The 22,031-nt window shown below is 62.4% G+C and carries 21 protein-coding genes and 1 tRNA gene; 19 read left to right on the top strand and 3 right to left on the bottom strand.

Annotated features, from left to right (window positions below; genetic code table 11):
• Nucleotides 1-295: 295 nt before the first annotated feature.
• The 7 genes from E0501_RS07280 to preA all read left to right on the top strand — a co-directional run bounded on the left by E0501_RS07280 (nucleotide 296) and on the right by preA (nucleotide 7,619).
• A complete protein-coding gene (locus E0501_RS07280) occupies nucleotides 296-1,432 on the top strand; it encodes an ABC transporter substrate-binding protein (protein WP_137700640.1) in 1,137 nt (378 codons plus the stop codon).
• A 60-nt stretch (nucleotides 1,433-1,492) separates the two neighbouring features.
• Nucleotides 1,493-2,410 (top strand): branched-chain amino acid ABC transporter permease, encoded by a 918-nt coding sequence (locus tag E0501_RS07275; protein WP_137700639.1) that lies wholly within the window; start codon nucleotides 1,493-1,495, stop codon nucleotides 2,408-2,410.
• Nucleotides 2,411-2,413: 3 nt separating this feature from the next.
• Entirely contained in the window at nucleotides 2,414-3,403 is a 990-nt protein-coding gene (locus E0501_RS07270; RefSeq protein ID WP_137700638.1) for a branched-chain amino acid ABC transporter permease, read from the top strand.
• Nucleotides 3,396-4,151 carry an ABC transporter ATP-binding protein gene (locus tag E0501_RS07265; protein ID WP_137700637.1) on the top strand — a complete coding sequence of 252 codons (756 nt, stop codon included), beginning with the start codon at nucleotides 3,396-3,398 and terminating at the stop codon, nucleotides 4,149-4,151. Before E0501_RS07270 ends, E0501_RS07265 begins: the two co-directional genes overlap by 8 nt.
• Nucleotides 4,148-4,837, top strand: coding sequence for an ABC transporter ATP-binding protein (locus E0501_RS07260; protein WP_137700636.1), 690 nt, complete (start codon nucleotides 4,148-4,150; stop codon nucleotides 4,835-4,837). The genes E0501_RS07265 and E0501_RS07260 overlap by 4 nt, the downstream gene beginning before the upstream one ends.
• Nucleotides 4,838-4,970: 133 nt before the next feature.
• Nucleotides 4,971-6,299 carry an NAD(P)-dependent oxidoreductase gene (locus E0501_RS07255; protein ID WP_137700635.1) on the top strand — a complete coding sequence of 443 codons (1,329 nt, stop codon included), beginning with the start codon at nucleotides 4,971-4,973 and terminating at the stop codon, nucleotides 6,297-6,299.
• A gap of 15 nt (nucleotides 6,300-6,314) precedes the next feature.
• Nucleotides 6,315-7,619 carry an NAD-dependent dihydropyrimidine dehydrogenase subunit PreA gene (gene preA / locus E0501_RS07250; protein WP_137700634.1) on the top strand — a complete coding sequence of 435 codons (1,305 nt, stop codon included), beginning with the start codon at nucleotides 6,315-6,317 and terminating at the stop codon, nucleotides 7,617-7,619.
• Nucleotides 7,620-7,665: 46 nt separating this feature from the next.
• Here preA and E0501_RS07245 read toward each other — a convergent pair whose 3' ends face one another.
• Nucleotides 7,666-7,896, bottom strand: a complete 231-nt coding sequence (locus tag E0501_RS07245) for an N-(5'-phosphoribosyl)anthranilate isomerase (RefSeq protein WP_137700633.1) — start codon at nucleotides 7,894-7,896, stop codon at nucleotides 7,666-7,668.
• Between the two features lie 48 nt (nucleotides 7,897-7,944).
• Nucleotides 7,945-8,562 carry a TetR family transcriptional regulator C-terminal domain-containing protein gene (locus tag E0501_RS07240; protein WP_137700632.1) on the bottom strand — a complete coding sequence of 206 codons (618 nt, stop codon included), beginning with the start codon at nucleotides 8,560-8,562 and terminating at the stop codon, nucleotides 7,945-7,947.
• Nucleotides 8,563-8,772: 210 nt separating this feature from the next.
• Between E0501_RS07240 and E0501_RS07235 the strand changes: the two genes are divergently transcribed.
• From E0501_RS07235 to E0501_RS07190, 10 genes are all read left to right on the top strand, one after another.
• Complete coding sequence (locus tag E0501_RS07235; RefSeq protein ID WP_137700631.1) at nucleotides 8,773-10,023, top strand: Zn-dependent hydrolase; 1,251 nt, start codon at nucleotides 8,773-8,775, stop codon at nucleotides 10,021-10,023.
• A complete protein-coding gene (locus tag E0501_RS07230; RefSeq protein WP_137700630.1) occupies nucleotides 10,020-10,370 on the top strand; it encodes a hypothetical protein in 351 nt (116 codons plus the stop codon). The genes E0501_RS07235 and E0501_RS07230 overlap by 4 nt, the downstream gene beginning before the upstream one ends.
• Nucleotides 10,370-10,681: a hypothetical protein gene (locus tag E0501_RS07225; RefSeq protein WP_137700629.1), complete on the top strand. Its 312-nt coding sequence runs from the start codon at nucleotides 10,370-10,372 to the stop codon at nucleotides 10,679-10,681. The genes E0501_RS07230 and E0501_RS07225 overlap by 1 nt, the downstream gene beginning before the upstream one ends.
• 30 nt (nucleotides 10,682-10,711) lie before the next feature.
• Nucleotides 10,712-12,169 carry a dihydropyrimidinase gene (hydA, locus tag E0501_RS07220; protein WP_137700628.1) on the top strand — a complete coding sequence of 486 codons (1,458 nt, stop codon included), beginning with the start codon at nucleotides 10,712-10,714 and terminating at the stop codon, nucleotides 12,167-12,169.
• Nucleotides 12,166-12,594, top strand: coding sequence for a VOC family protein (locus E0501_RS07215; RefSeq protein ID WP_137700627.1), 429 nt, complete (start codon nucleotides 12,166-12,168; stop codon nucleotides 12,592-12,594). The genes hydA and E0501_RS07215 overlap by 4 nt, the downstream gene beginning before the upstream one ends.
• On the top strand, nucleotides 12,591-13,379 hold the full coding sequence (locus E0501_RS07210; protein WP_137700626.1) for an ABC transporter ATP-binding protein: 789 nt from the start codon (nucleotides 12,591-12,593) through the stop codon (nucleotides 13,377-13,379). The genes E0501_RS07215 and E0501_RS07210 overlap by 4 nt, the downstream gene beginning before the upstream one ends.
• Nucleotides 13,375-14,304, top strand: coding sequence for an ABC transporter permease (locus E0501_RS07205; protein WP_137700875.1), 930 nt, complete (start codon nucleotides 13,375-13,377; stop codon nucleotides 14,302-14,304). Before E0501_RS07210 ends, E0501_RS07205 begins: the two co-directional genes overlap by 5 nt.
• Nucleotides 14,301-15,233, top strand: a complete 933-nt coding sequence (locus E0501_RS07200) for an ABC transporter permease (protein ID WP_235857762.1) — start codon at nucleotides 14,301-14,303, stop codon at nucleotides 15,231-15,233. Before E0501_RS07205 ends, E0501_RS07200 begins: the two co-directional genes overlap by 4 nt.
• Before the next feature lie 58 nt (nucleotides 15,234-15,291).
• Nucleotides 15,292-16,281: an ABC transporter substrate-binding protein gene (locus E0501_RS07195; protein ID WP_137700625.1), complete on the top strand. Its 990-nt coding sequence runs from the start codon at nucleotides 15,292-15,294 to the stop codon at nucleotides 16,279-16,281.
• Nucleotides 16,282-16,379: 98 nt separating this feature from the next.
• Nucleotides 16,380-16,456, top strand: a tRNA-Pro gene (locus E0501_RS07190).
• 72 nt (nucleotides 16,457-16,528) lie between these two features.
• Here the strand turns inward: E0501_RS07190 and E0501_RS07185 are convergent.
• Nucleotides 16,529-17,155 (bottom strand): hypothetical protein, encoded by a 627-nt coding sequence (locus E0501_RS07185; protein WP_137700624.1) that lies wholly within the window; start codon nucleotides 17,153-17,155, stop codon nucleotides 16,529-16,531.
• A gap of 429 nt (nucleotides 17,156-17,584) precedes the next feature.
• On the opposite strand from E0501_RS07185, the gene E0501_RS07180 reads away from it, so the two are divergent.
• Nucleotides 17,585-21,292 (top strand): vitamin B12-dependent ribonucleotide reductase, encoded by a 3,708-nt coding sequence (locus E0501_RS07180; protein WP_137700623.1) that lies wholly within the window; start codon nucleotides 17,585-17,587, stop codon nucleotides 21,290-21,292.
• Nucleotides 21,293-21,696: 404 nt separating this feature from the next.
• The gene (locus E0501_RS07175) at nucleotides 21,697-21,945 is read left to right on the top strand and encodes an EF-hand domain-containing protein (protein WP_193555880.1); all 249 of its coding nucleotides are present in this window, start codon (nucleotides 21,697-21,699) and stop codon (nucleotides 21,943-21,945) included.
• Nucleotides 21,946-22,031: the final 86 nt, after the last annotated feature.

Genomic DNA, 22,031 nt, shown 5'->3' with positions numbered 1-22,031 from the left:
GTTATTTCAAACTTAAAATATCGAAGGCCAAAGCGAGCTGTGATCATGGTGGAGGGCGGTACGCTTATGCATTTGGTGGTCCGGGTGTCTTTTTGGGAATGTTTGCCAAGTTTGTATTGACAACGGTGCGCGCTAACGGAACCCTGTGCAGGCAAAATAGCAGTATAATGCATCTGCCACATGTGTCTGTGATCGCAAGACAACGAAAACAGAGCGTTATCAGATGACGAGTTGTGCGGAGCACCGCGCTCGTAACGGCTGAGGCACTATATTGCGCATAACCGGGAGGAAAACCATGAAACTCAAATCCCTGATGTTGGCGGCCTGTGCCGCCGCGATGACAGCAGGTGCGGCTTATGCCGAAGGCGTGAAGGTGGGCATGATCACCACGCTTTCAGGCGGCGGCGCGGGCCTTGGAATCGACGTGCGCGACGGCTTCATGCTGGCCATGAAGAAGACCGGCGCCGATATCGAACTCATTGTCGAGGACGATCAGCGCAAACCCGATGTCGCCGTTCAACTGGCCGACAAGCTGGTGCAATCGGAAAAAGTCGACGTGCTGACCGGCATTATCTGGTCCAACCTGGCAATGGCGGTCGTTCCGGCCGTAACGGCGCAGGGCAAGTTCTATCTCTCGCCCAATGCCGGACCTTCGGCACTGGCGGGCAAGGGCTGTCACAAGAACTATTTCAACGTCAGCTGGCAGAATGACGCCTTCAACGAAGCCGCGGGCGCCTGGGCGTCGGAAAACGGTATCGGCAAGGTGTTCCTGATGGCGCCCAACTACCCGGCGGGCAAGGATATGATCGCGGGCTTCAAGCGGTTCTACAAAGGTGAAGTGAGCGACGAGGTCTATACCAAGCTTGGCCAGACCGATTACGCCGCCGAGATCGCCCAGATCAAGGCGTCGGATGCCGACATGATCTACTACTTCCTGCCCGGCGGCATGGGGATTTCCTTCATGAAGCAATATGCCGGCTCTGGTGCTGAAAAGCCCGTCATGGGTCCGGCCTTCAGCTTCGATCAGGGCATCCTCGGCGCCATCGGCGAGGCTGCGCTTGGCGTGAAGAACACCTCGCACTGGTCGAAAGACCTCGATGTGCCCGGCAATGCCGAGTTCGTCGCGGCCTTCCAGGAAGAGTTCGGCCGCCTGCCGTCGCTCTACGCCGCGCAGGGCTATGACACCGGTCTGCTGCTCGCCTCGGCCGCGGCCAAAGCCGACGTCAAGGATGCCGATGCCTTCCGCGCCGCGCTCGAAGCAGCCGACTTCCAGTCGGTCCGGGGTGACTTCAAGTTCGCGCCGAACCATCACCCGATCCACACCATCTACATGCGCGAGGTGGTAAAAGAGGGCGATGTTGTCACCAACAAGGTGATCGGCGTGGCCGCCAAGGACCACACCGACGTCTACGGCGCCGACTGCAAGATGTAAGACAGGCGTCGCCGGGGTGCTCTGCGCCCCGGCGATCCTCTTGGCAGGTCTTTCGGGCATATGAACCTGATCCTTCTGATCGAGCAGCTCCTCAATGGGCTTCAGTTCGGCGTCATGCTGTTTCTCATGGCGGCTGGGCTGACGCTTATTTTTGGCGTGATGGGGCTCATCAATCTTGCGCACGGCTCGCTTTACATGGTCGGGGCGTTTGCCGCCGCCGCCGTGGCGGCCGCGACCGGCTCGTTCACCCTGGCGCTCATCGCCTCGCTGGCGGCTGCGGCGCTGGCGGGCGTGATCGTGGAAATAGTGGTGATCCGCCGGCTCTATGATCGCGATCACCTCGATCAGGTGCTCGCCACCTTCGCGCTGATCCTTATATTTTCCGAAGGCACCCGCTGGGTATTCGGGTCGTTCCCCCTCTACCTCGATGTGCCGGCGGCTTTGTCGGGCGCCGTAGCTCTGCCCTTCGGCATCAATTACCCGGCCTATCGCCTTGCCATCATCGGCTTCGGCCTCCTGGTCGCGCTGGCGATGTACCTGCTGATTACCCGCACCCGCATCGGTATGCGCATCCGCGCCGGTGAAAGCGATCGCGAGATGATCGGCGCGCTCGGCGTCAACATCTCGGTGCTCTACACGGCTGTGTTCGCCCTGGGCGCGGCGCTCGCCGGGTTCGCCGGTGCGCTGGTCGGCGCTATCCAGTCGGTGCAGGTCGGCATGGGCGAACCAGTGCTGATCCTTGCTTTCGTCACCATCGTGATCGGCGGGATCGGCTCGATCCGCGGCGCGTTTGTCGGCGCGGTCTTGGTGGGGCTGACCGACACGATGGGTCGCGTCCTGCTGCCCGTGCTCTTCGGAACGTTCATGGATCCGTCCTCGGCCACCGCGGTTGGCGCGGCTCTGGCCTCGATGTCGATCTACATCCTCATGGCCGCCGTTCTGCTGATCAAGCCCACCGGGCTTTACGGGAGCGCCTGAGTCATGCGTCGCGAACCTCTCATCAACGCGCTCATCGTGGTGGGCCTGCTGGCGGTGCCGCTCTGGGCCTACATGGCCGATGAACCCTATGTCATCACGCTCACCACCAAGGTGGTGATCCTCGCGCTGGCCGGTGTCGGTCTGAACCTGGCGCTTGGCCTTGGCGGCTTGGTCAGCCTCGGCCACGCCATGTTCTTCGGCATTGGTGGCTATGCCGCCGGTATCCTAGCCAGTCATGCCCAAAGTTATGACCCGATCATGGAATGGCCGTTCCTGATCGAGGGCACACAATCCATGCCCGTCATCTGGCTGCTGGCGATCGTTGTCTCGGCGCTGGTCGCCCTGGCCACCGGCGCGCTGTCCCTGCGGACCTCGGGCGTTTATTTCATCATGATCACGCTCGCCTTCGGGCAGATGTTCTACTACTTCACCATCTCCTGGCCGGCCTATGGCGGCGAAGACGGCCTTTCGATCTACGTGCGTGATCATTTCCCGGGGCTCAACACGCTCGATCCGATCCAGTTCTATGGGCTCTGTTTCGTGATCCTGTTGCTTGCTCTGTTCGTCGTGGCGCGGCTTGCGCGCTCGGGCTTCGGCCTCGCCCTCAATGCCGCCCGCCAGAACGAGGCACGCGTGCGCGCCGTGGGGATCGAACCCTACCGCTTGCGCCTCATGGCCTTTATCATCTCGGGGGCCATCACCGGGCTGGCCGGCGCCCTCTATGCCGATCTCAACCGCTTTGTCAGCCCCACGATGTTCAGCTGGCAGACCAGCGGTGAAATCATGGTCTTCGTGATCCTGGGCGGCGTGGCGCGGCTCTTCGGGCCGGTGGCTGGGGCGGCTCTGTTCATCCTGCTCGAAGAGGTGCTGGGCGGCCTGTCGGAATACTGGCACATCTATCTGGGCGCGCTTCTGCTGATCGTGGTGCTGTTTGCGCGCGGCGGGTTGATCGGGCTGTTGGCGGGGCAGGGCAAGGGGGATGACGATGACTGATGCTATCCTCGACATTCGCGGCATTTCCAAAAGCTTCGGTGCGCTCAAGGCGTCTGACGATGTCTCGCTCGATCTGCGCGCCGGCGAAATCCATGCGCTGATCGGACCGAACGGGGCGGGCAAATCCACCCTGATCGCCCAGATCGCCGGAAGCCTGAAACCCGACACAGGCGAGGTCTGGCTCGAAGGGCGCAACGTGACCCTTGATGGCCCCGTGGCCCGCGCGCAGGCCGGGCTGGGCCGCACTTTCCAGATTTCCTCGCTGGCGATGGAGGACACGGTGCTTCAAAACGCCGTGCTTGGCGCGCTCGGCGCCCGCCACCGCGCGCCGGGGCTGTGGCGTCCGGTGATGAAACAGGCTGACCTGCGCGATACCGCAATGGCCGCCCTGAGCGAGGTGGGACTGGATGAATTCGCTCATTTCCGCACCGCCGACCTGTCGCACGGACAACGCCGTCAGCTCGAAGTGGCCGTCGCGCTCACGCTCAAACCGCACGTATTCCTGATGGATGAGCCGATGGCCGGGCTCGGCGCCGATGGGTCGGCGCTGCTGGTGAACTTCCTGCACGGCCTCAAATCCCGCGCGCCGATCCTGCTGGTCGAACATGACATGGACGCCGTGTTCCAGCTGGCCGATCGGATCAGCGTGCTGGTCTACGGCCGGATCATCGCCACCGGCACCCCGGACGAGATCCGCGCCAACTCGCAGGTGCGCGAGGCCTATCTCGGCGAGGAGGACGACGCATGAGCCTCTTGCGGCTTCAGAACATCTCGGCCTTCTACGGTCCCAGCCAGGCGCTCTTTGATGTGTCGCTCAGCCTCGACCAGGGTGAGGTTCTGGCGCTCATGGGGCGCAACGGCATGGGCAAGTCCACGACGATCAAGGTGATTTGCCGGATGCTGAAACATCGAGGCGGGGCGGTTATGCTCGATGGCCATGATATGGCGCGCTGGCCGTCCTACCGGGCCGCGCGTGCCGGCATCGGCCTTGTGCCCGAAGGCCGGCGCTGTTTCCCCAATCTCACAGTGCGTGAGAACCTTCTGGCTTCGGCCCGTCCGGGTGACTGGACCCTGCGCAGCGTGTCCGAGTTCTTTCCGCGCCTAGAAGAACGCCAGAACCAGATGGCGGCATCGCTATCTGGCGGCGAACAGCAGATGCTCGCCATCGGCCGCGCGCTGATGACCAATCCGCGCCTTTTGATCCTGGATGAGGCTACCGAGGGCCTGGCCCCCGTGATCCGCAACGAAATCTGGGCCGCCATCGGCCGTCTCAAGCGCGACACGGGTCTTGCCATCCTCGTGGTCGACAAGTCGCTCAGGGAGTTGTCCACCGTTGCCGATCGCGGTGTGATTCTCGAGCGTGGTCGCTCGGTCTGGGGCGGTGCCTTCGACGCGCTGGACGATGAACGCCGCGACCGCTACCTCGGCGTCTGACTGCAAAACCTGCATAATTTTCGGGCGTTGAATGCAGCATCAGTGTGTTTTCCGCATTCTCGAAAATTTACCATTTGATAAAAAAATATTCTGTGGCACGCTGAATGAAAGGAAGCCAGCGAGAGGTGCCATGATGGCGCATTCGACACGAACCCCCGGAATCGTTGCAGGCCGTCTGTCGGCCGAGGTTCTGAGTGAGAATTTCGCGGACCTGCATCCGCCGCTCGATGCGCACGAGGCCCACGTGGCCGCCGATCGCTGCTATTTCTGCCATGATGCGCCCTGTATCACGGCCTGTCCCACCTCGATCGACATCCCGCTCTTCATCCGCCAGATCGCCACCGGCACGCCCTTGGCGGCGGGCAAGACGATCCTCGAGCAGAACATTCTGGGTGGCATGTGCGCCCGGGTCTGCCCGACCGAAACGCTCTGCGAAGAGGCCTGCGTGCGTGAAATCGCCGAAGGTAAACCAGTCGAGATCGGGCGGCTTCAGCGTTTCGCCACCGATGCCGTGATGGCCAAGGGCCCGCAACCGTTCTCCCGTGCGGCGCCCACTGGCAAGCAGGTGGCCGTGGTGGGGGCAGGCCCGGCCGGCCTGGCTTGTGCCCACCGCCTTGCCATGCATGGCCATGACGTCGTGGTCTTCGAAAAGCGCGACAAGCCCGGCGGTCTCAACGAATACGGGATCGCCAGCTACAAAACCGTCGACGATTTCGCCCGGGCCGAGGTCGACTGGCTGCTCGGCATAGGCGGCATTGAAATCCGTTACGGTCAGCAGCTGGGACGGGACGAAACGCTCGACCAGCTGGTGGCGGATCATGATGCCGTGTTCCTCGGGATGGGCAAGCCGGGTGTGCACGCATTGCCCGGGTTCGATCTCGGGGGTATCCGCCCCGCGGTCGATTTCATCGCCGATCTGCGTCAGGCCGGCGATCTCTCCTCCGTGCCTGTCGGGCGCAATGTCGTGGTCATCGGCGGCGGTATGACCGCCGTCGATGCCGCGGTACAATCCAAGCTGCTGGGCGCGGAAAACGTCACCATAGTCTATCGTCGCGCCCGCGGCGAGATGCCCGCCAGCCGGTTCGAACAGGATCTTGCCGCCGCCAAGGGCGTCACTTTGGTGTTCAATGCCCAACCTGTTGCAGCAACCGGTGCAGGGGACGTGACCGGGGTAAGCTTCGAATACACCGCGCAAGAGGCGGGAAAGCTGGCCGGCACGGGCGAAACCTTCGATCTGCCAGCGGACCAGGTACTGCTGGCCATAGGCCAGACGCTCGAAAATGCGCCAGATGGCCTCGCACGCGACGGCTCGGCGCTCTTGGCAGACGAGACACACAAGACCTCTCTAGCCCGCGTCTGGGCTGGTGGCGACTGCTCGGCGCCCGGCGAAGACCTGACGGTAACCGCCGTGGCCCAGGGCCGCGACGCGGCTGAAGACATTCACCAGACCCTGATGGGTTGAAGGAGGGCCGGCAAAATGGCTGATCTTACGACAGAATTCCTTGGTATCAAATCACCCAACCCGTTCTGGCTCGCCTCGGCGCCGCCCACGGACAAGGAATACAACGTCCGCCGCGCCTTCGAGGCGGGATGGGGCGGCGTCGTCTGGAAAACCTTGGGCGAAGATGGCCCGCCGATCGTTAATGTGAACGGCCCGCGTTATGGCGCGATGTGGGGCGCAGACCGCCGGCTTCTGGCGCTCAACAATATCGAGCTGATCACCGATCGGCCCCTGCAAACCAACCTCGACGAAATCGCCCGTGTGAAAAAAGACTATCCCGACCGCGCGGTGATCGTGTCGCTCATGGTGCCCTGCACCGAGGAAAGTTGGAAAGCGATCCTGCCGCGCGTGGCCGAAACCGGCTGCGACGGGATCGAACTCAATTTCGGCTGCCCGCACGGCATGTCCGAAAGGGGTATGGGCGCGGCGGTGGGGCAGGTTCCCGAATACATCGAAATGGTCACCCGCTGGTGCAAGGAGAATTATGACAAGCCGGTTATCGTGAAACTGACGCCCAATATCAGCGATATCCGTTACCCGGCCCGCGCGGCCAGGGCCGGCGGCGCCGATGCCGTCAGCCTGATCAACACGGTGAGTTCCATCACCTCCGTCAATCTCGACGATTTCAGCCCCGAGCCCTCTATCGACGGCAAGGGCAGCCACGGTGGCATGTGCGGACCGGCGGTGAAACCGATCGCGCTCAACATGGTCGCTGAAATCTCTCGTGATCCCGAAACCGCCGGTTTGCCGATTTCGGGCATCGGCGGTGTAACCACATGGCGCGACGCGGCCGAGTTCATGGCGCTTGGCGCCGGTAACGTGCAGGTCTGCACGGCGGCCATGACCTATGGCTTCAAGGTGGTGCAGGAAATGATTTCGGGCCTCAGCGACTGGATGGACAAGAAGGGCTATGCCAGCACCGCTGAGTTTATCGGGCAGGCGGTGCCGAATGTCACCGACTGGCAGTACCTGAACCTGAACTACGTCACCAAGGCCAAGATCGACCAGGACAAGTGCATCAAGTGTGGCCGCTGCTATGCCGCCTGCGAAGACACCTCGCACCAGGCGATCTGGATGAAAGAGGGCCGGGTGTTCGAGGTGAACGATGCCGAATGCGTCGCCTGCAACCTCTGCGTCAATGTCTGCCCGGTCGAGGACTGCATCACCATGGAGCGCATGACGGCCGGCTCGGTCGATCCCCGAACCGGCGAGACGGTTTCGGACGACTACGCAAACTGGACGACACACCCCAACAACCCGGGGGCCTGCGCGGCGGAGTAGTCCGATTTTTCGCAGAAAAATCGAAAACGAACTTTCTGCGAAATTTCTAGAAGAGCATCCGGATCGAACCGCTGTGGCAGACCACGATGAACTGGTCGGCCGTTTGCAGCAGGTGAAATCGCCGGCGTCTTGCTTTGGCTTCGAAACGGTCACGACCGACCTCGCGGTCAATCCAGTTGATCGAGCGACGGATGACAGAGCCCTTTGTCGCGGCCTTGGCCGAAAAGATCTGATCGAGCCAGTATTCAGAGCTGTTTTGCCTTGATATCGGTTGCATGCGCGCAATCTGCCACGGACATGGTTAATGCCGCGTAAATGCAAGCTGTCAGGGCGTTAGCAACCGCGTGAACAGGGTTTCAAGATACCGTTGCGCCTCGGGGTAGGGGTCCACGTGGTCCCCGCCCAGCACCGCGTGCACCTGCACGTCGAAATCGGCGTAATGCTGGGTCAGTGCCCAGATCGAGAATATCAGGTGATGCGGATTGATCTCGGCAATCTTACCATCCTCGATCCAGTGCCGGATCACCTCGGCCTTCTGGTCGACCAGTTCCTTCAACTCTCCCGACAGGTTCGGCCCGATCCGTGGTGCGCCCTGGATGATCTCGTTCGCGAACAGCCGGCTTTCCCGCGGGAAATCCCGGCTCATTTCCAACTTGCGCCGCACATAGCCCAGGACCGCCTCCAACGGATCGCCAGCCTCGTCCATCGCGCGCAGCGGATCCAGCCAGGTTTCCATCAACCCGTCCAGTAGGGCCGCATGGATCGCCTCCTTTGACGGAAAGTAATATAGCAGGTTGGGTTTCGACAGGCCGGCCGCCTTGGCGATCTGGTCCACAGTCGCGCCCCGAAAGCCATGTGCCGAAAACACCTCCAGCGCCGCGTCCAGGATCGCCGCGGTGTTCTTGCGCTGTATGCGCGTGATGGTTCGGGCGGGGCGTTGCATGTCTTCCGCGTCGGGCCGTGGTCAGGTGATCATTCTTTGACCAGAACTTCGGAAAAACCCTTTGTTCCGGACCCCGATGATGCGAAGTTCTTGACTGGGTGTAAAGCCGTGTTAGCGTCGGTTTTACCAGTTGGTCAAAACAGGCGCATGTGGGGATGGTGCCGTATACTGCCCTCCCATGTGCCGGATATGCACGAGGAAGGATTGCGCATGCCAGCCCCCGGAGAGAACCTCAAGATCAATGGCGATCGCCTTTGGGACAGTTTGATGGAGATGGCAAGGATCGGCCCGGGCGTCGCCGGCGGGAACAACCGCCAGACTCTGACGGACGCCGATGCCGAGGGCCGCGCGCTGTTTCAGAAATGGTGCGAGGATGCGGGCTGTTCCATGGGCGTCGATACGATGGGCAACATGTTCGCGATGCGCCCGGGCCAGGATCCCGATGCGCTGCCGGTCTACGTGGGCTCGCATCTCGATACGCAGCCGACGGGCGGGAAGTATGATGGTGTCCTGGGCGTCCTCGGCGCGCTCGAGCTTGTCCGCACGCTCAATGACCTCAACATCAAGACAAAGCACCCGATCGTCATCACCAACTGGACGAACGAGGAAGGCACCCGCTTTGCCCCCGCCATGCTCGCCTCCGGCGTCTTTGCGGGCGTTCATACCGAAGACTGGGCCAAGAGCCGGGAGGACGCCGAGGGCAAGAAATTCGGCGATGAACTGAAGCGCATCGGCTGGGAGGGCGATGAACCGGTGGGCAGCCGCAAGATGAAGGCGTTTTTCGAACTGCACATCGAACAGGGGCCCATCCTGGAGGCAGAAGGCAAGGATATCGGCGTCGTCACCCACGGGCAGGGGCTCAGCTGGACACAGATCACCATCACCGGCAAGGACGCACATACCGGCTCGACGCCGATGCCCATGCGCAAGAACGCGGGCCTCGGCATGGCGCGCATCCTTGAAAAGGTGGATGAAATCGCCTGGTCCCACGCGCCCCACGCGGTGGGTGCGGCCGGCCATATCGACGTCTACCCCAACTCGCGCAACGTGATCCCCGGCAAGGTGGTTTTCACCGTCGATTTCCGTTCTCCCGAACATGCGGTGATCCTCGACATGGAGGCGCGGCTCAAGGCGGCGGCAGAAGAGATTTGCAGCGACATGGGCCTGGGCCTCGAGATGGAGAAGGTGGGCGGCTTCGACCCGGTAACCTTTGACGACGGGTGCGTCACGGCGGTGCGTAACGCCGCCGAGCGGCTGGGATATTCCCACATGAACATCATCTCGGGCGCAGGCCACGATGCCTGCTGGATCAACCAGGTGGCGCCCACGGCAATGGTCATGTGCCCCTGCGTCGACGGTCTGTCGCATAACGAGGCCGAGGAGATCTCCAAGGACTGGGCCACCGCCGGGGCCGACGTGCTGATGCATGCGGTGGTGGAAACGGCGGAGATCGTGGAGTGACACCAACAGCGACGATAAAGGAATTGATCGAGAAAGAGTTGCACGACTACGATCCCGATGCCGGCAACCTGCGCAGTGTCGGACAGGTCATTCCCATGCCGGCCGACTGGCACCGGCTTCTTCTCAAGGAATTCCGCGCGGCGCTGATTGATCCTTACGAGGTGGAAACGCTGTTTTCCGGCGGCATGACGGCCACCTGCTGGGCCGTCACCTGCTCGAACGGTGCTTATCGCGTGATCTACATTCCGTGGGCCGAGATGTTCTCGCTCGCGGTGGAAAGCAAGTTCGGGCCGGTGGATATCGGCGTGCACGGCGATGCCGTCTCGGTTTTCGGGAGTATCCACTGATGATCCGCGCACGCCGCAATCTCGGGCCTGTCCTGCTGCTCCTCGCTTCGAGCGCGATACTCGCCGGATGCGCGAAAACGCCCCTGCCGGATTCGCCGGGACAGCGCTGGGAAAAACTCGATCACACGCCGCCGCCCGAAGTCTTGGCGGCGCTTCCATCGAGCGTGACACTCGACGACTTGATCGCACGCTATGATCCGGAACGACCGGGTCCATGCTACTATTACGTCCAATATGGCGAACGCTATCCACTGATCACGCCGGAAATGCGCGCGGCTGGTATCACCGATGCACCGCTATGCGTCCAATAGACGACGCGCCAGACCAACGGGGAGAATGAAATGAGCACCACAGTCATCAAGAACGGCACCATCGTCACCGCCGATCTGACCTACAAGGCCGATGTGCTGATCGAGGGCGGCGTCATCACCGAGATCGGCGCGGGCCTCAAGGGCGACAAGGAACTGGACGCCACGGGGTGCTATGTCATGCCCGGCGGCATCGACCCGCATACCCACCTGGAAATGCCCTTCATGGGCACCTACAGCTCGGACGATTTCGAAAGCGGCACCCGCGCCGCGCTGGCAGGCGGCACCACGATGGTGGTCGATTTCGCCCTCCCGAACCCGGGCGAGGGGCTGTTCGATGCGCTCAAACGCTGGGACAACAAATCGACCCGCGCGAATTGTGACTATTCCTTCCACATGGCGGTAACATGGTGGGGCGAGCAGGTCTTCAACGAGATGGAAAAGGTGGTGCGCGAGCGTGGCATCAACACCTTCAAGCATTTCATGGCCTACAAGGGTGCGCTGATGGTCAACGATGACGAGCTTTACGCGTCGTTCCAGCGTCTCGCCGAACTCGGTGCCACACCGATGGTGCATGCCGAAAACGGCGATGTCGTGGCCGAGCTTTCCGCCAAGCTCCTGGCCGAGGGCAATACCGGCCCCGAGGCGCACGCCTATTCCCGCCCGCCGCAGGTGGAGGGCGAGGCCACCAACCGCGCGATCATGATCGCTGACATGGCCGGCGCACCGCTCTACGTGGTGCACGTGAGCTGTGAGGAAAGCCACGAAGCCATCCGCCGCGCCCGCATGCAGGGCAAGCGCGTCTGGGGCGAGCCCCTGATCCAGCACCTGACGCTCGACGAATCCGAGTATTTCAACAAGGACTGGGATCACGCCGCCCGCCGCGTAATGTCGCCCCCGTTCCGTAACAAGCAGCACCAGGACAGTCTGTGGAACGGGCTGCAATCGGGCTCGCTTTCCGTGGTGGCCACCGATCACTGCGCCTTCACGACCGAACAGAAACGCTATGGCGTGGGCGATTTCACCAAGATCCCGAACGGCACTGGGGGCCTCGAAGACCGGATACCGATGCTCTGGACCAACGGCGTCGGCACCGGGCGTCTCACCCCCAACGAATTCGTGGCCGTTACATCAACAAACATTGCCAAGATATTGAATTGCTATCCGAAAAAAGGTGCGATCCTTGTCGGGGCGGACGCCGATATCATGGTGCTGGACCCGGAAAAGGAAAAGACCATCTCGGCCAAGACCCAGCAATCCGCGATCGATTACAACGTGTTCGAAGGCAAACACGTGAAGGGCCTGCCGCGTTTCGTGCTGTCCCGTGGTCAGATCGCGGTCATGGATGGCACGATGCAAACTCAGGAAGGCCACGGCAAGTTTGTCGCCCGCGAACCCAACGCCCCGGTCAACCGCGCGCTCAGCCAGTGGAAGGAACTGACCGCGCCGCGGCCCGTCGAACGCAGCGGCATCCCGGCCACCGGCGTATGAGCGATACGCCCACCATATCCGGCGTGCTCGAAGCGGCGCTTTACGTCGATGATCTCGATGCGGCGGCGATTTTCTACGGCGATCTGCTGAGGTTGGAAGAGGTTCGGCGGCAGGATCCGCGCAACCTGTTCTATCGCGCCGGCGCAACCATCGTTCTGCTGTTCGTGGCGCGTGAAACCCGTATCCCGCCGCGCTCCGACACAGAATTGCCGGTGCCGCCCCACGGGGCCACCGGTCCGGGGCACCTGTGCTTCAATGTTCCCGCAGATGCGCTTGACGGGTGGCGCGCGCGGCTTGAAAACGCGGGCATCGAGATCGAGGCCGATTTCAACTGGCCGGGCGGCGCGCGCTCGATCTACGTGCGCGATCCGGCCGGCAACAGCGTGGAATTCGCCGAACCGAAACTGTGGGAGCGCACAGCGTGAACGAAAATACCCCCGTCATCCAGGCCCGGAACCTCGATCTGACCTTCCAGACGAACGATGGCCCGGTGCATGCGCTGAAAGATGTCAGCCTCGATATCATGAAAGGCGATTTCGTCAGCTTCATCGGTCCGTCGGGGTGTGGCAAGACGACCTTCTTGCGCGTCGTCGCAGCACTTGAGGAACCCACCGGCGGCACGGTGACCGTGAACGGGATGAGCCCCGATGACGCCCGCCGGGCCCGTGCCTACGGCTATGTGTTCCAGGCCGCGGGCCTTTACCCGTGGCGCACGATCGAAGGCAACATCAAGCTACCGCTCGAGATCATGGGATATCCCAAGTCCGAGCAGGATGATCACGTGAAGCGTGTCCTTGAACTCGTTGATCTTGCAGGGTTTGGCAAGAAATTCCCCTGGCAGCTCTCGGGTGGCATGCAACAGCGCGCCTCGATCGCCCGGGCACTCGCCTTCGATGCCGATATTCTTCTGATGGACGAACCCTTCGGCGCGCTCGATGAGATCGTGCGCGACCATCTCAACGAACAGTTGCTGGAACTTTGGGACAAGACCCACAAGACCATCGGCTTCGTCACCCACTCGATCCCCGAAGCGGTCTATCTCTCGACCAAGATTGTCGTCATGTCACCGCGGCCCGGCCGGATCACCGACGTGATCGAAAACACGCTTCCGCGCGAACGTCCGCTGGATATCCGCGACACGCCGGAATTCCTCGAAATCGCCCATCGCGTCCGCGAAGGGCTGCGCGCGGGGCACGCCTACGATGATTAAGTCGGCGCTCTCTGTCCTCACTGTCGTCGCGGCGATCATCGGGATCTGGTATCTTGCCTGCATCCCGATGAACATGCACGAGGCCGTGCAGCAGGCTGAACGGGCAGGGGCCGAGGTGACCCCGGCCAAGGCGATCGACCGGTTGCAGATGGGCGGCATCGCTCTCGCGCTGAAAAACCCCGGCCTCGTGGGCGGCGCTTTCGGCCAGGAACGTCCGCGCCTGCCATCCCCCGAACAGGTCGCCGCCGAGCTCTGGAAAACCACCGGCGCCATGGCCGCCAACGGCCGCGCCTTTTCCAAGCGCAGCCTGATCTTTCACGGCTGGATCACGCTCAGCGCCACGCTTCTGGGCTTCGTCTTCGGCACCGGCCTCGGCATCCTGCTGGCGGTGGGCATCGTGCACAGCCGCGCCATGGACATGAGCGTAATGCCCTGGGCCATCGCCTCGCAGACCATCCCGATCCTTGCGCTCGCTCCGATGATCATCGTGGTGCTGAACTCGGTCGGGCTTCAGGGTCTCATCCCCAAGGCCATCATCTCCGCCTATCTCAGCTTCTTTCCCGTGGTGGTCGGCATGGTCAAAGGCCTGCGCGCGCCCGACGCGATGCAGCTCGACCTGATGCGCACCTATAACGCCACGCGGGCCCAGACCTTCTGGAAACTGCGCCTGCCGGCGTCCATGCCCTACCTCTTCGCCTCGCTAAAAATCGGCATCTCGGCCTCGCTGATCGGCGCGATCGTGGGCGAACTGCCCACCGGCGCCGTGCGTGGCCTCGGCGCTCGGATGCTGACGGGCAGCTATTATGGCCAGACCATCCAGATTTGGTCGGCGCTCTTTGCCGCCGCGATCCTCGCGGCCGTTCTCGTCGGTCTCATCGGCCTGATCCAGCGGCTCACGCTCAAACGCATGGGGATACAGGCATGAATGCGGCGATGAAATCCATCGGGCTGACCCTTCCGGGCTTTGTCATCCTCTCCGGCCTGGCCTTGTCTGTGGCCGACGGCTCGGGATGGGTCGGCGTGGTGCTTGCTCTCGTGGCCACGGGGCTGGGCTGGTTCGTAATCCGCGGTCTCGCCCGGCATTTCAGCGGCGCGGGCTGGGCGCGCCTGTCCGCGCCCATTATTCTCGGCCTGTTGATCCTGGTCGTGTGGGAGGTCACAGTGCGCGCCATGCAGGTGCCCTTCGTCATCCTGCCGCCGCCCTCGGCGATCGCAGTCAAAATGTCGACCTCGCTGCCGATCCTCTGGGGCGACTTCGTGCAGACCTTCGTCAAGGGCGCGCTCACCGGATATATCCTCGGCTGCGGCGCCGCGTTCCTCACAGCCGTCGCCATAGACCGCTCGCCTTTCCTGCAGCGCGGCCTCTTGCCAGTAGGCAATTTCGTGGCCGCCCTGCCGATCATCGGCACTGCGCCCATCCTGGTCATGTGGTTCGGCTTCGACTGGCAGTCGAAGGCCGCCGTGGTCGTGGTAATGGTGTTCTTCCCGATGCTGGTCAACGTGGTGGCCGGGTTGCAGGAAACCACCGCCATGCAGCGCGACCTGATGCATACCTATGCCGCCAGCTATCGCCAGACGCTCTTCAAACTTCGGCTGCCGGCGGCCATGCCCTTCATCTTCAACGGGCTCAAGATTTCATCAACACTGGCGCTCATCGGTGCAATCGTGGCCGAATTCTTCGGCTCGCCCATCATCGGCATGGGCTTTCGCATTTCCACCTCGGTCGGCCAACTCGCACTCGATATGGTCTGGGCGGAAATCGTCGTCGCCGCGATCGTGGGCAGCGCCTTCTATGGTATTCTGGCATTGATAGAGAAGGGGGTCACCTTCTGGCACCCTTCGCAACGGGGCTGACGCGGGCAAGACACGGCAAGAGAATTCAATAACCAGCAACACAGGGAGCTGAAGACAAATGAAGAAACTGATGACAACCGTAATGGCGGGCGCCATGGCCGCCGCGGCATCGCTGGCGCAGGCCGCCGATGACGTGACGCTGCAACTCAAATGGGTGACCCAGGCACAGTTCGCGGGCTACTACGTCGCGCTCGAAAAGGGCTTCTTCGAAGAGGAAGACCTCAATGTGACGATCAAGCCGGGCGGCCCGGATATCGCCCCCACCCAGGTGATCGCCGGCGGCGGCGCCGATGTTACCGTCGAATGGATGCCCGCGGCGCTCGCAGCGCGTGAAAAGGGCCTGCCGCTGGTCAACATCGCCCAGCCGTTCAAAAGCTCGGGCATGATGCTGACCTGCCGCAAGGATGCTGGCGTGGAAAGCACCGACGATTTCAAGGGCAAGACGCTGGGCGTCTGGTTCTTCGGCAATGAATTCCCCTTCCTCAGCTACATGAGCCAGCTGGGCCTTTCCACCGATGGCGGGGATGACGGCGTGACCGTCCTGAAACAAGGCTTCAACGTCGATCCGCTCCTGCAGGGCCAGGCCGCCTGCGTCTCGACCATGACCTACAATGAATACTGGCAGGTCATCGATGCGGGCCTCACCCCCGAAGACCTCACTGTCTTCAAATACGAGGACGAAGGCGTTGCCACGCTCGAAGACGGGCTCTACGTGCTCGAGGACAAGCTCGCCGATCCGGCCTTCAAGGACAAGATGGTGCGCTTTGTCCGCGCCGCGATGAAGGGCTGGAAATACGCCGAGGAAAACCCCGACGAAGCGGCGATGATCGTGCTCGAATATGACGAGACCGGCGCCCAGACCGAAAAGCACCAGAAGCGGATGATGGGCGAGATCGCCAAGCTGACCGCGGGTTCGAACGGCGCGCTCGATCCGGCCGATTACGAGCGCACGGTCAAGTCGCTGCTCTCCGGCGGCTCGGATCCGGTGATCACGAAGGAACCCGAAGGGGCCTGGACGCATGACATCACCGATGCCGCGCTGAACTGATTTCTGAGCTTCTACAACGAAACGGCCCCGGCATCTCCGGGGCCGTTTTCATTTGATATGGACAAGGGTAGGGCGCCCGACTACACACAGACCCGGTTCGGGGCGTGGCGCAGTCTGGTAGCGCACCTGTTTTGGGTACAGGGGGTCGTGAGTTCGAATCTCGCCGCCCCGACCAATCTCATGGCTCAGGCGTTTGTGCCGGATGTCACCGGCCCAATCGGCATTGGGCCCTTCTCAAACTGTCCGCTCAGGTCGAAAGGCAAGCCTCCCGCGCGCCTTCCGGAACCTCCCGCAGCGGCTGACCGCCCAGGTATTCAAGCATGCGGCGCAGCCGGGTGGCGATTCTGGGATCGTTGTGAACGACACGTTTTACGCCGCCGGCCTTTTGCGGCACTTTCAGAAAGGCACAGCCGGTCACGACATAGCCGTCGCCGGCCCGTGCGCTGGCCAGGCTGACCACGAGCCGCGGAAGATCATCAACCGTTCCGTCATAGGCCAGGATCGCCGCCGCGGTGGACTGCGGCTCCAGCAGCATATGGCACTGCACCACCCCGGGGCGCGGCGCATGCACCGTTTCGCCCGGCCCGCTGCAGGCGAGCTGCGCTGCCTTGATCAGCGCATCCGGACGTTCGGCGAAATAGGCGCTTTCCACCTGTGGAACCGCTGGGCCGCTCGGCGCCGGTGCGTCGCAGCCGGCAAGCAATGCCGCGAAGCCGACCGCGACGGGCAAAAAGAATCGCTTCGAAGGGGTCACGGGTGTGTCCTTTGTGTCCTGAACGTGACAATCGCCGGATCGTCGAAATTTTTTTGGTCGGCGTCGTCGTGAAGGCTTCAAACCGAACGGTGGCGTCGCGGTCCAAATGCCGGTGGTCAAGGGCAGCTGCCATAACTATGCCGAAACACATTATGTTTCCCGGCTTATCCACAAGGTCAAGTCACGTCTCGGTAAGTGGCATCCCTCAGACAGGTGAATCACCTTGCCGCCCCCAGAGTTTGTGTCTCGGACACGGTCAACATCAAAATCGGGGATTCTTTGAAATAAATCCGTTGACCTCATATGGCTGACTACGCCAGATTGTGCGGGCCGGTCAGAAGGCCACAACATATAGTGGCCACAGAGGGACAGGCAGGTAGAGACTAAACGCGCAACACTGCCGCCGGGTCAACGGGTGGCACGCATCGTCGGAACCGGGTTTCTCCGGGCCGCGTGCGGCGGATCTTTGCCTCTCGCCCCTCGATGGTCGGAACGCCCAAGGTTATCGGGCGTTTGGGGAAGTCAAAAGCTGGGACACATGGGGCAGCGATGAAAATCGAAAGAAAATTCACCAAGGCAGGACAAGACGCTTACGCGGACCTGGAATTCGTCACCACGGCGTCGGAAATCCGTAATCCCGATGGCACCGTGGTCTTCCGTCTCGACGAAGTCGAAGTACCGTCGAGCTGGAGCCAGGTCGCAAGCGACGTGATCGCGCAGAAATATTTCCGCAAGGCGGGCGTCCCCTCGCGCCTGAAAAAGGTCAAGGATAAGGGCGTACCCGAGTTCCTCTGGCGTGCCGTGCCCGATGGCGACGACGTGGAATTCGGCGGCGAAACCTCGGCCAAGCAGGTGTTCGATCGCCTGGCCGGCGCCTGGGCATACTGGGGCTGGAAGGGCGGCTACTTCTCCTCCGAAGAGGACGCAAGCGCCTATTATGACGAGATGCGCTACATGCTGGCCTCGCAGATGGCCGCGCCCAACAGCCCGCAATGGTTCAACACCGGCCTGCACTGGGCCTATGGCATCGACGGCCCCGGCCAGGGTCACCACTATGTTGATTACAAAACTGGCAAGCTGACCAAGTCGACCAGCGCCTACGAACATCCGCAGCCGCACGCCTGCTTCATCCAATCGGTCGCCGATGACCTGGTGAACGAGGGCGGCATTATGGACCTCTGGGTACGCGAGGCCCGTCTCTTCAAATACGGCTCGGGCACCGGCACCAACTTCTCGTCGCTCCGCGCCGAAGGTGAATCGCTCTCGGGCGGCGGCAAGTCCTCGGGCCTGATGGGCTTCCTGAAAATCGGCGACCGCGCCGCCGGCGCGATTAAGTCGGGTGGCACCACGCGCCGCGCCGCCAAGATGGTGATCGTCGATGCCGACCACCCCGATATCGAGGAATACATCAACTGGAAGGTCAAGGAAGAGCAGAAGGTTGCCTCGATCGTGGCCGGCTCCAAGATGCACGAGGAGAAGCTCAACGGCATCTTCGCGGCTATCCGCACCTGGGACGGTGATCTGAACGACGCTGTCGAGCCGTCGAAAAACGACGCGCTCAAGTCCGCGATCCGCGAAGCCAAGAAGGTTGCCATTCCCGAAACCTACATCAAGCGTGTGCTCGACTACGCCAAGCAGGGCTATGGCAGCATCGAGTTCCCCACCTACGACACCGACTGGGACAGTGAGGCCTACGCGTCGGTCTCCGGACAAAACTCCAACAACTCGATCCGGGTGACCGACGCTTTCCTCAAGGCGGTCGAAAACGATGAAGACTGGGAACTGATCCGCCGCACCGACGGCAGCGTCGCCAAGACCATCAAGGCGCGTGATCTCTGGGAGCAGGTCGGCCACGCCGCCTGGGCCTGCGCCGATCCCGGCATCCAGTATCACGACACGATCAATTCCTGGCACACATGCCCGGAAGATGGCGAAATCCGCGGCTCGAACCCGTGCTCGGAATACATGTTCCTCGATGACACGGCCTGCAACCTGGCCTCGATGAACCTGCTGACCTTCCTCAAGGACGGGGAGTTCCAGGCCGAGGACTATATGCACGCCACCCGGCTCTGGACCGTGACGCTGGAAATCTCGGTGATGATGGCGCAATTCCCCTCCAAGGAAATCGCGCAGCTCTCCTATGATTTCCGCACGCTCGGCCTTGGCTATGCCAATATCGGCGGCCTGCTTATGAACATGGGCCTCGGCTATGACAGCGACGAGGGCCGCGCGCTCTGCGGTGCCCTCACCGCGATCATGACCGGCGTCAGCTATGCCACCTCGGCCGAGATGGCCGGCGAACTGGGCACTTTCCCGGGCTACCAGCGCAACGCCCAGCACATGCTGCGCGTCATCCGCAACCACCGCAACGCCGCCTACGGCGCGACCGAGGGCTATGAAGATCTCGCCGTCAAGCCGGTGCCGCTCGACCTGCAGAACTGCCCCGATCCCAAACTGGTCGACCTGTCGATGGCCGTCTGGGACGAGGCCTACAAGCTGGGCGAGAAGCACGGCTACCGCAATGCGCAGGTCTCGGTCATCGCGCCCACCGGCACCATCGGCCTGGTGATGGATTGCGACACCACCGGGATCGAGCCCGACTTCGCCCTGGTGAAGTTCAAGAAGCTCGCCGGCGGCGGCTACTTCAAGATCATCAACCAGTCGGTGCCTGCCGCGCTTGAAAAGCTCGGCTACGGCTCGGCCCAGATCGAGGAAATCATTTCCTACGCGGTGGGCCACGGCACGATCGGCAATGCGCCCGGCATCAACCACACCTCGCTCATCGGGCATGGCTTCGGCCAGAACGAGCTCGACAAGATCGAGGCGGCGCTTGGCTCGGCCTTCGACATCCGCTTCGTGTTCAACCAGTGGACCCTGGGTGTAGAGTTCTGCACCAAGGTGCTGGGCATCCCGGCCGAGAAGCTGAACGATCCCACCTTCGACATGCTGCGCCATCTGGGCTATGCCCGCGCCGATATCGAGGCCGCGAATGACCACGTCTGCGGCACCATGACGCTCGAAGGTGCACCGCATCTCAAGGTCGAGCACTACCACGTGTTCGATTGCGCCAACCCCTGCGGCAAAAAGGGCAAGCGCTTCCTGTCGGTCGACAGCCACATCAAGATGATGGCGGCGGCACAGTCGTTCATCTCGGGTGCGATCTCGAAAACGATCAACATGCCCAACGACGCCACCATCGAGGACTGCCAGAAAGCCTACGAGCTCTCCTGGTCCCTCGGCGTCAAGGCCAACGCGCTCTACCGCGACGGCTCGAAACTCAGCCAGCCGCTCGCCGCGGCCTTGGTCGAGGATGACGAAGAGGCACAGGAAATTCTCGAAACCGGCACCCCGCAGGAGAAAGCGGCAACGCTGGCCGAGAAGATCGTCGAGAAGGTCGTGGTCAAGGAGATCATCAAATCGCACCGCGAAAAGATGCCCGAGCGCCGCAAGGGCTATACCCAGAAGGCGATCGTCGGCGGGCACAAAGTCTACCTGCGCACCGGCGAATACGAAGACGGCTCCCTGGGCGAGATCTTCATCGACATGCACAAGGAAGGCGCCGGCTTCCGCGCGATGATGAACAACTTCGCGATCGCCGTATCGGTCGGCCTGCAATACGGTGTGCCGCTCGAAGAGTTCGTCGATGCCTTCACCTTCACCAAGTTCGAACCAGCGGGCATGGTGCAGGGCAATGACAGCATCAAGAACGCGACCTCGATCCTTGATTACATCTTCCGCGAACTGGCGGTCTCCTATCTCGACCGCACCGACCTTGCCCATGTGAAGCCCGAAGGCGCGACCTTCGACGATCTGGGCCGCGGAGAGGAAGAGGGCGTGTCGAACATCAAGGAGATGTCGGATACCGCCGCCTCGCGCTCGCTCGAAGTGCTGAAACAGATCAGCTCGACGGGCTACCTGCGCAAGCGCCTGCCACAAGAGCTCGTGGTGCTGCAGGGCGGTCAGTCGATCGGCGCTACCGCGCTCGATGGCTCGGCCGATCCGGTCGCCACCCTCAACACGCTGGTGCCCGAAACCGCCGATGCGGTGGCAACCACCACCTCGATGGGTGATGTGGCGTCGTCGGTCGCGTCGACGACGGCGATGTCCTCGGGCACGGTCGGGATGGATGCGCGCACCAAGGCCAAGATGCAGGGCTACGAAGGCGAGGCCTGCGGCGATTGCGGCAACTACACGCTGGTGCGCAACGGCACCTGCATGAAATGCAACACCTGCGGCGCGACAAGCGGGTGCAGCTAAGGGTCAACGGGGCGGGTGCGCTCGCCCCTTGCGACGTTCAGGCCGCAGGCAGAAACCGGGCGGTAAATTAAAGAGTGAGCCTGAACGGCGAAACTCAAGGGGGGTCTCCGGGCCCCCCTCTTTTCTTGGCCGAGTCGCGCATCCGGCAATCCGCCGCCGACGGGCGGGCAGAGCGCTTTTCCGGCCGATCTCCGCGCAAAACCACGCCGCGCCGCGGGGGAAAGTCGCGCAACCCATGGTGGCAGGATTTTGCCCGGCCAACTCCGGCGCGTGTGCCTGGCACTTTTGGGCACCTTTCGGCCCGAAACCGCGCCGCCGCGGCCTGCGCGTTTCCAAACCCGTCCGCGCAACGCTTCATGTCCCCGAAGGCAAAGACCTTCGTTACTCACATGAGGAGACAAGACATGAAGACGATCTATCCCACCATCGCGGCACTTACCGTCATTCTGACACCCGCCCTGGCCATGAGCGCCACCGAGGTGGACGCCAACGGCGATGGCATGCTGACCATCGAAGAGGTGCAGGCCGTCTACCCGGAAGTCACCGCCGACAGCTTCTCGGCAATGGACACCAGCGGCGATGGCGCGCTCGACGATGAAGAGGTCAAGGCCGCGCAGGCCGCAGGCTTGATGGAGACCCCGTCCAGCAACTGACGGTTCCCGTGATCCGCGCCGCTGTCCCCAAGAGCGGTGCGGCATCCGCCGGGCTGCGCCGTGTGCGTGGCGCAGCCCGGTACATT

The organism is Marimonas lutisalis, assembly GCF_005434965.1.
Classification (GTDB): Bacteria; Pseudomonadota; Alphaproteobacteria; order Rhodobacterales; family Rhodobacteraceae; genus Marimonas_A; species Marimonas_A lutisalis.
This window is presented reverse-complemented; position numbering and strand designations above follow the sequence as displayed.

Coding starts and splice junctions, on each gene's coding strand:
- E0501_RS07215 (WP_137700627.1), top strand. CDS start 12,166: ATGAGCGATACGCCCACCATATCCGGCGTGCTCGAAGCGGCGCTTTAC.
- E0501_RS07195 (WP_137700625.1), top strand. CDS start 15,292: ATGAAGAAACTGATGACAACCGTAATGGCGGGCGCCATGGCCGCCGCG.
- E0501_RS07180 (WP_137700623.1), top strand. CDS start 17,585: ATGAAAATCGAAAGAAAATTCACCAAGGCAGGACAAGACGCTTACGCG.
- E0501_RS07225 (WP_137700629.1), top strand. CDS start 10,370: ATGATCCGCGCACGCCGCAATCTCGGGCCTGTCCTGCTGCTCCTCGCT.
- E0501_RS07280 (WP_137700640.1), top strand. CDS start 296: ATGAAACTCAAATCCCTGATGTTGGCGGCCTGTGCCGCCGCGATGACA.
- E0501_RS07275 (WP_137700639.1), top strand. CDS start 1,493: ATGAACCTGATCCTTCTGATCGAGCAGCTCCTCAATGGGCTTCAGTTC.
- hydA (WP_137700628.1), top strand. CDS start 10,712: ATGAGCACCACAGTCATCAAGAACGGCACCATCGTCACCGCCGATCTG.
- preA (WP_137700634.1), top strand. CDS start 6,315: ATGGCTGATCTTACGACAGAATTCCTTGGTATCAAATCACCCAACCCG.
- E0501_RS07240 (WP_137700632.1), bottom strand. CDS start 8,562: ATGCAACGCCCCGCCCGAACCATCACGCGCATACAGCGCAAGAACACC.
- E0501_RS07245 (WP_137700633.1), bottom strand. CDS start 7,896: ATGCAACCGATATCAAGGCAAAACAGCTCTGAATACTGGCTCGATCAG.
- E0501_RS07265 (WP_137700637.1), top strand. CDS start 3,396: ATGACTGATGCTATCCTCGACATTCGCGGCATTTCCAAAAGCTTCGGT.
- E0501_RS07270 (WP_137700638.1), top strand. CDS start 2,414: ATGCGTCGCGAACCTCTCATCAACGCGCTCATCGTGGTGGGCCTGCTG.
- E0501_RS07175 (WP_193555880.1), top strand. CDS start 21,697: ATGAAGACGATCTATCCCACCATCGCGGCACTTACCGTCATTCTGACA.
- E0501_RS07235 (WP_137700631.1), top strand. CDS start 8,773: ATGCCAGCCCCCGGAGAGAACCTCAAGATCAATGGCGATCGCCTTTGG.
- E0501_RS07255 (WP_137700635.1), top strand. CDS start 4,971: ATGGCGCATTCGACACGAACCCCCGGAATCGTTGCAGGCCGTCTGTCG.
- E0501_RS07260 (WP_137700636.1), top strand. CDS start 4,148: ATGAGCCTCTTGCGGCTTCAGAACATCTCGGCCTTCTACGGTCCCAGC.
- E0501_RS07200 (WP_235857762.1), top strand. CDS start 14,301: ATGAATGCGGCGATGAAATCCATCGGGCTGACCCTTCCGGGCTTTGTC.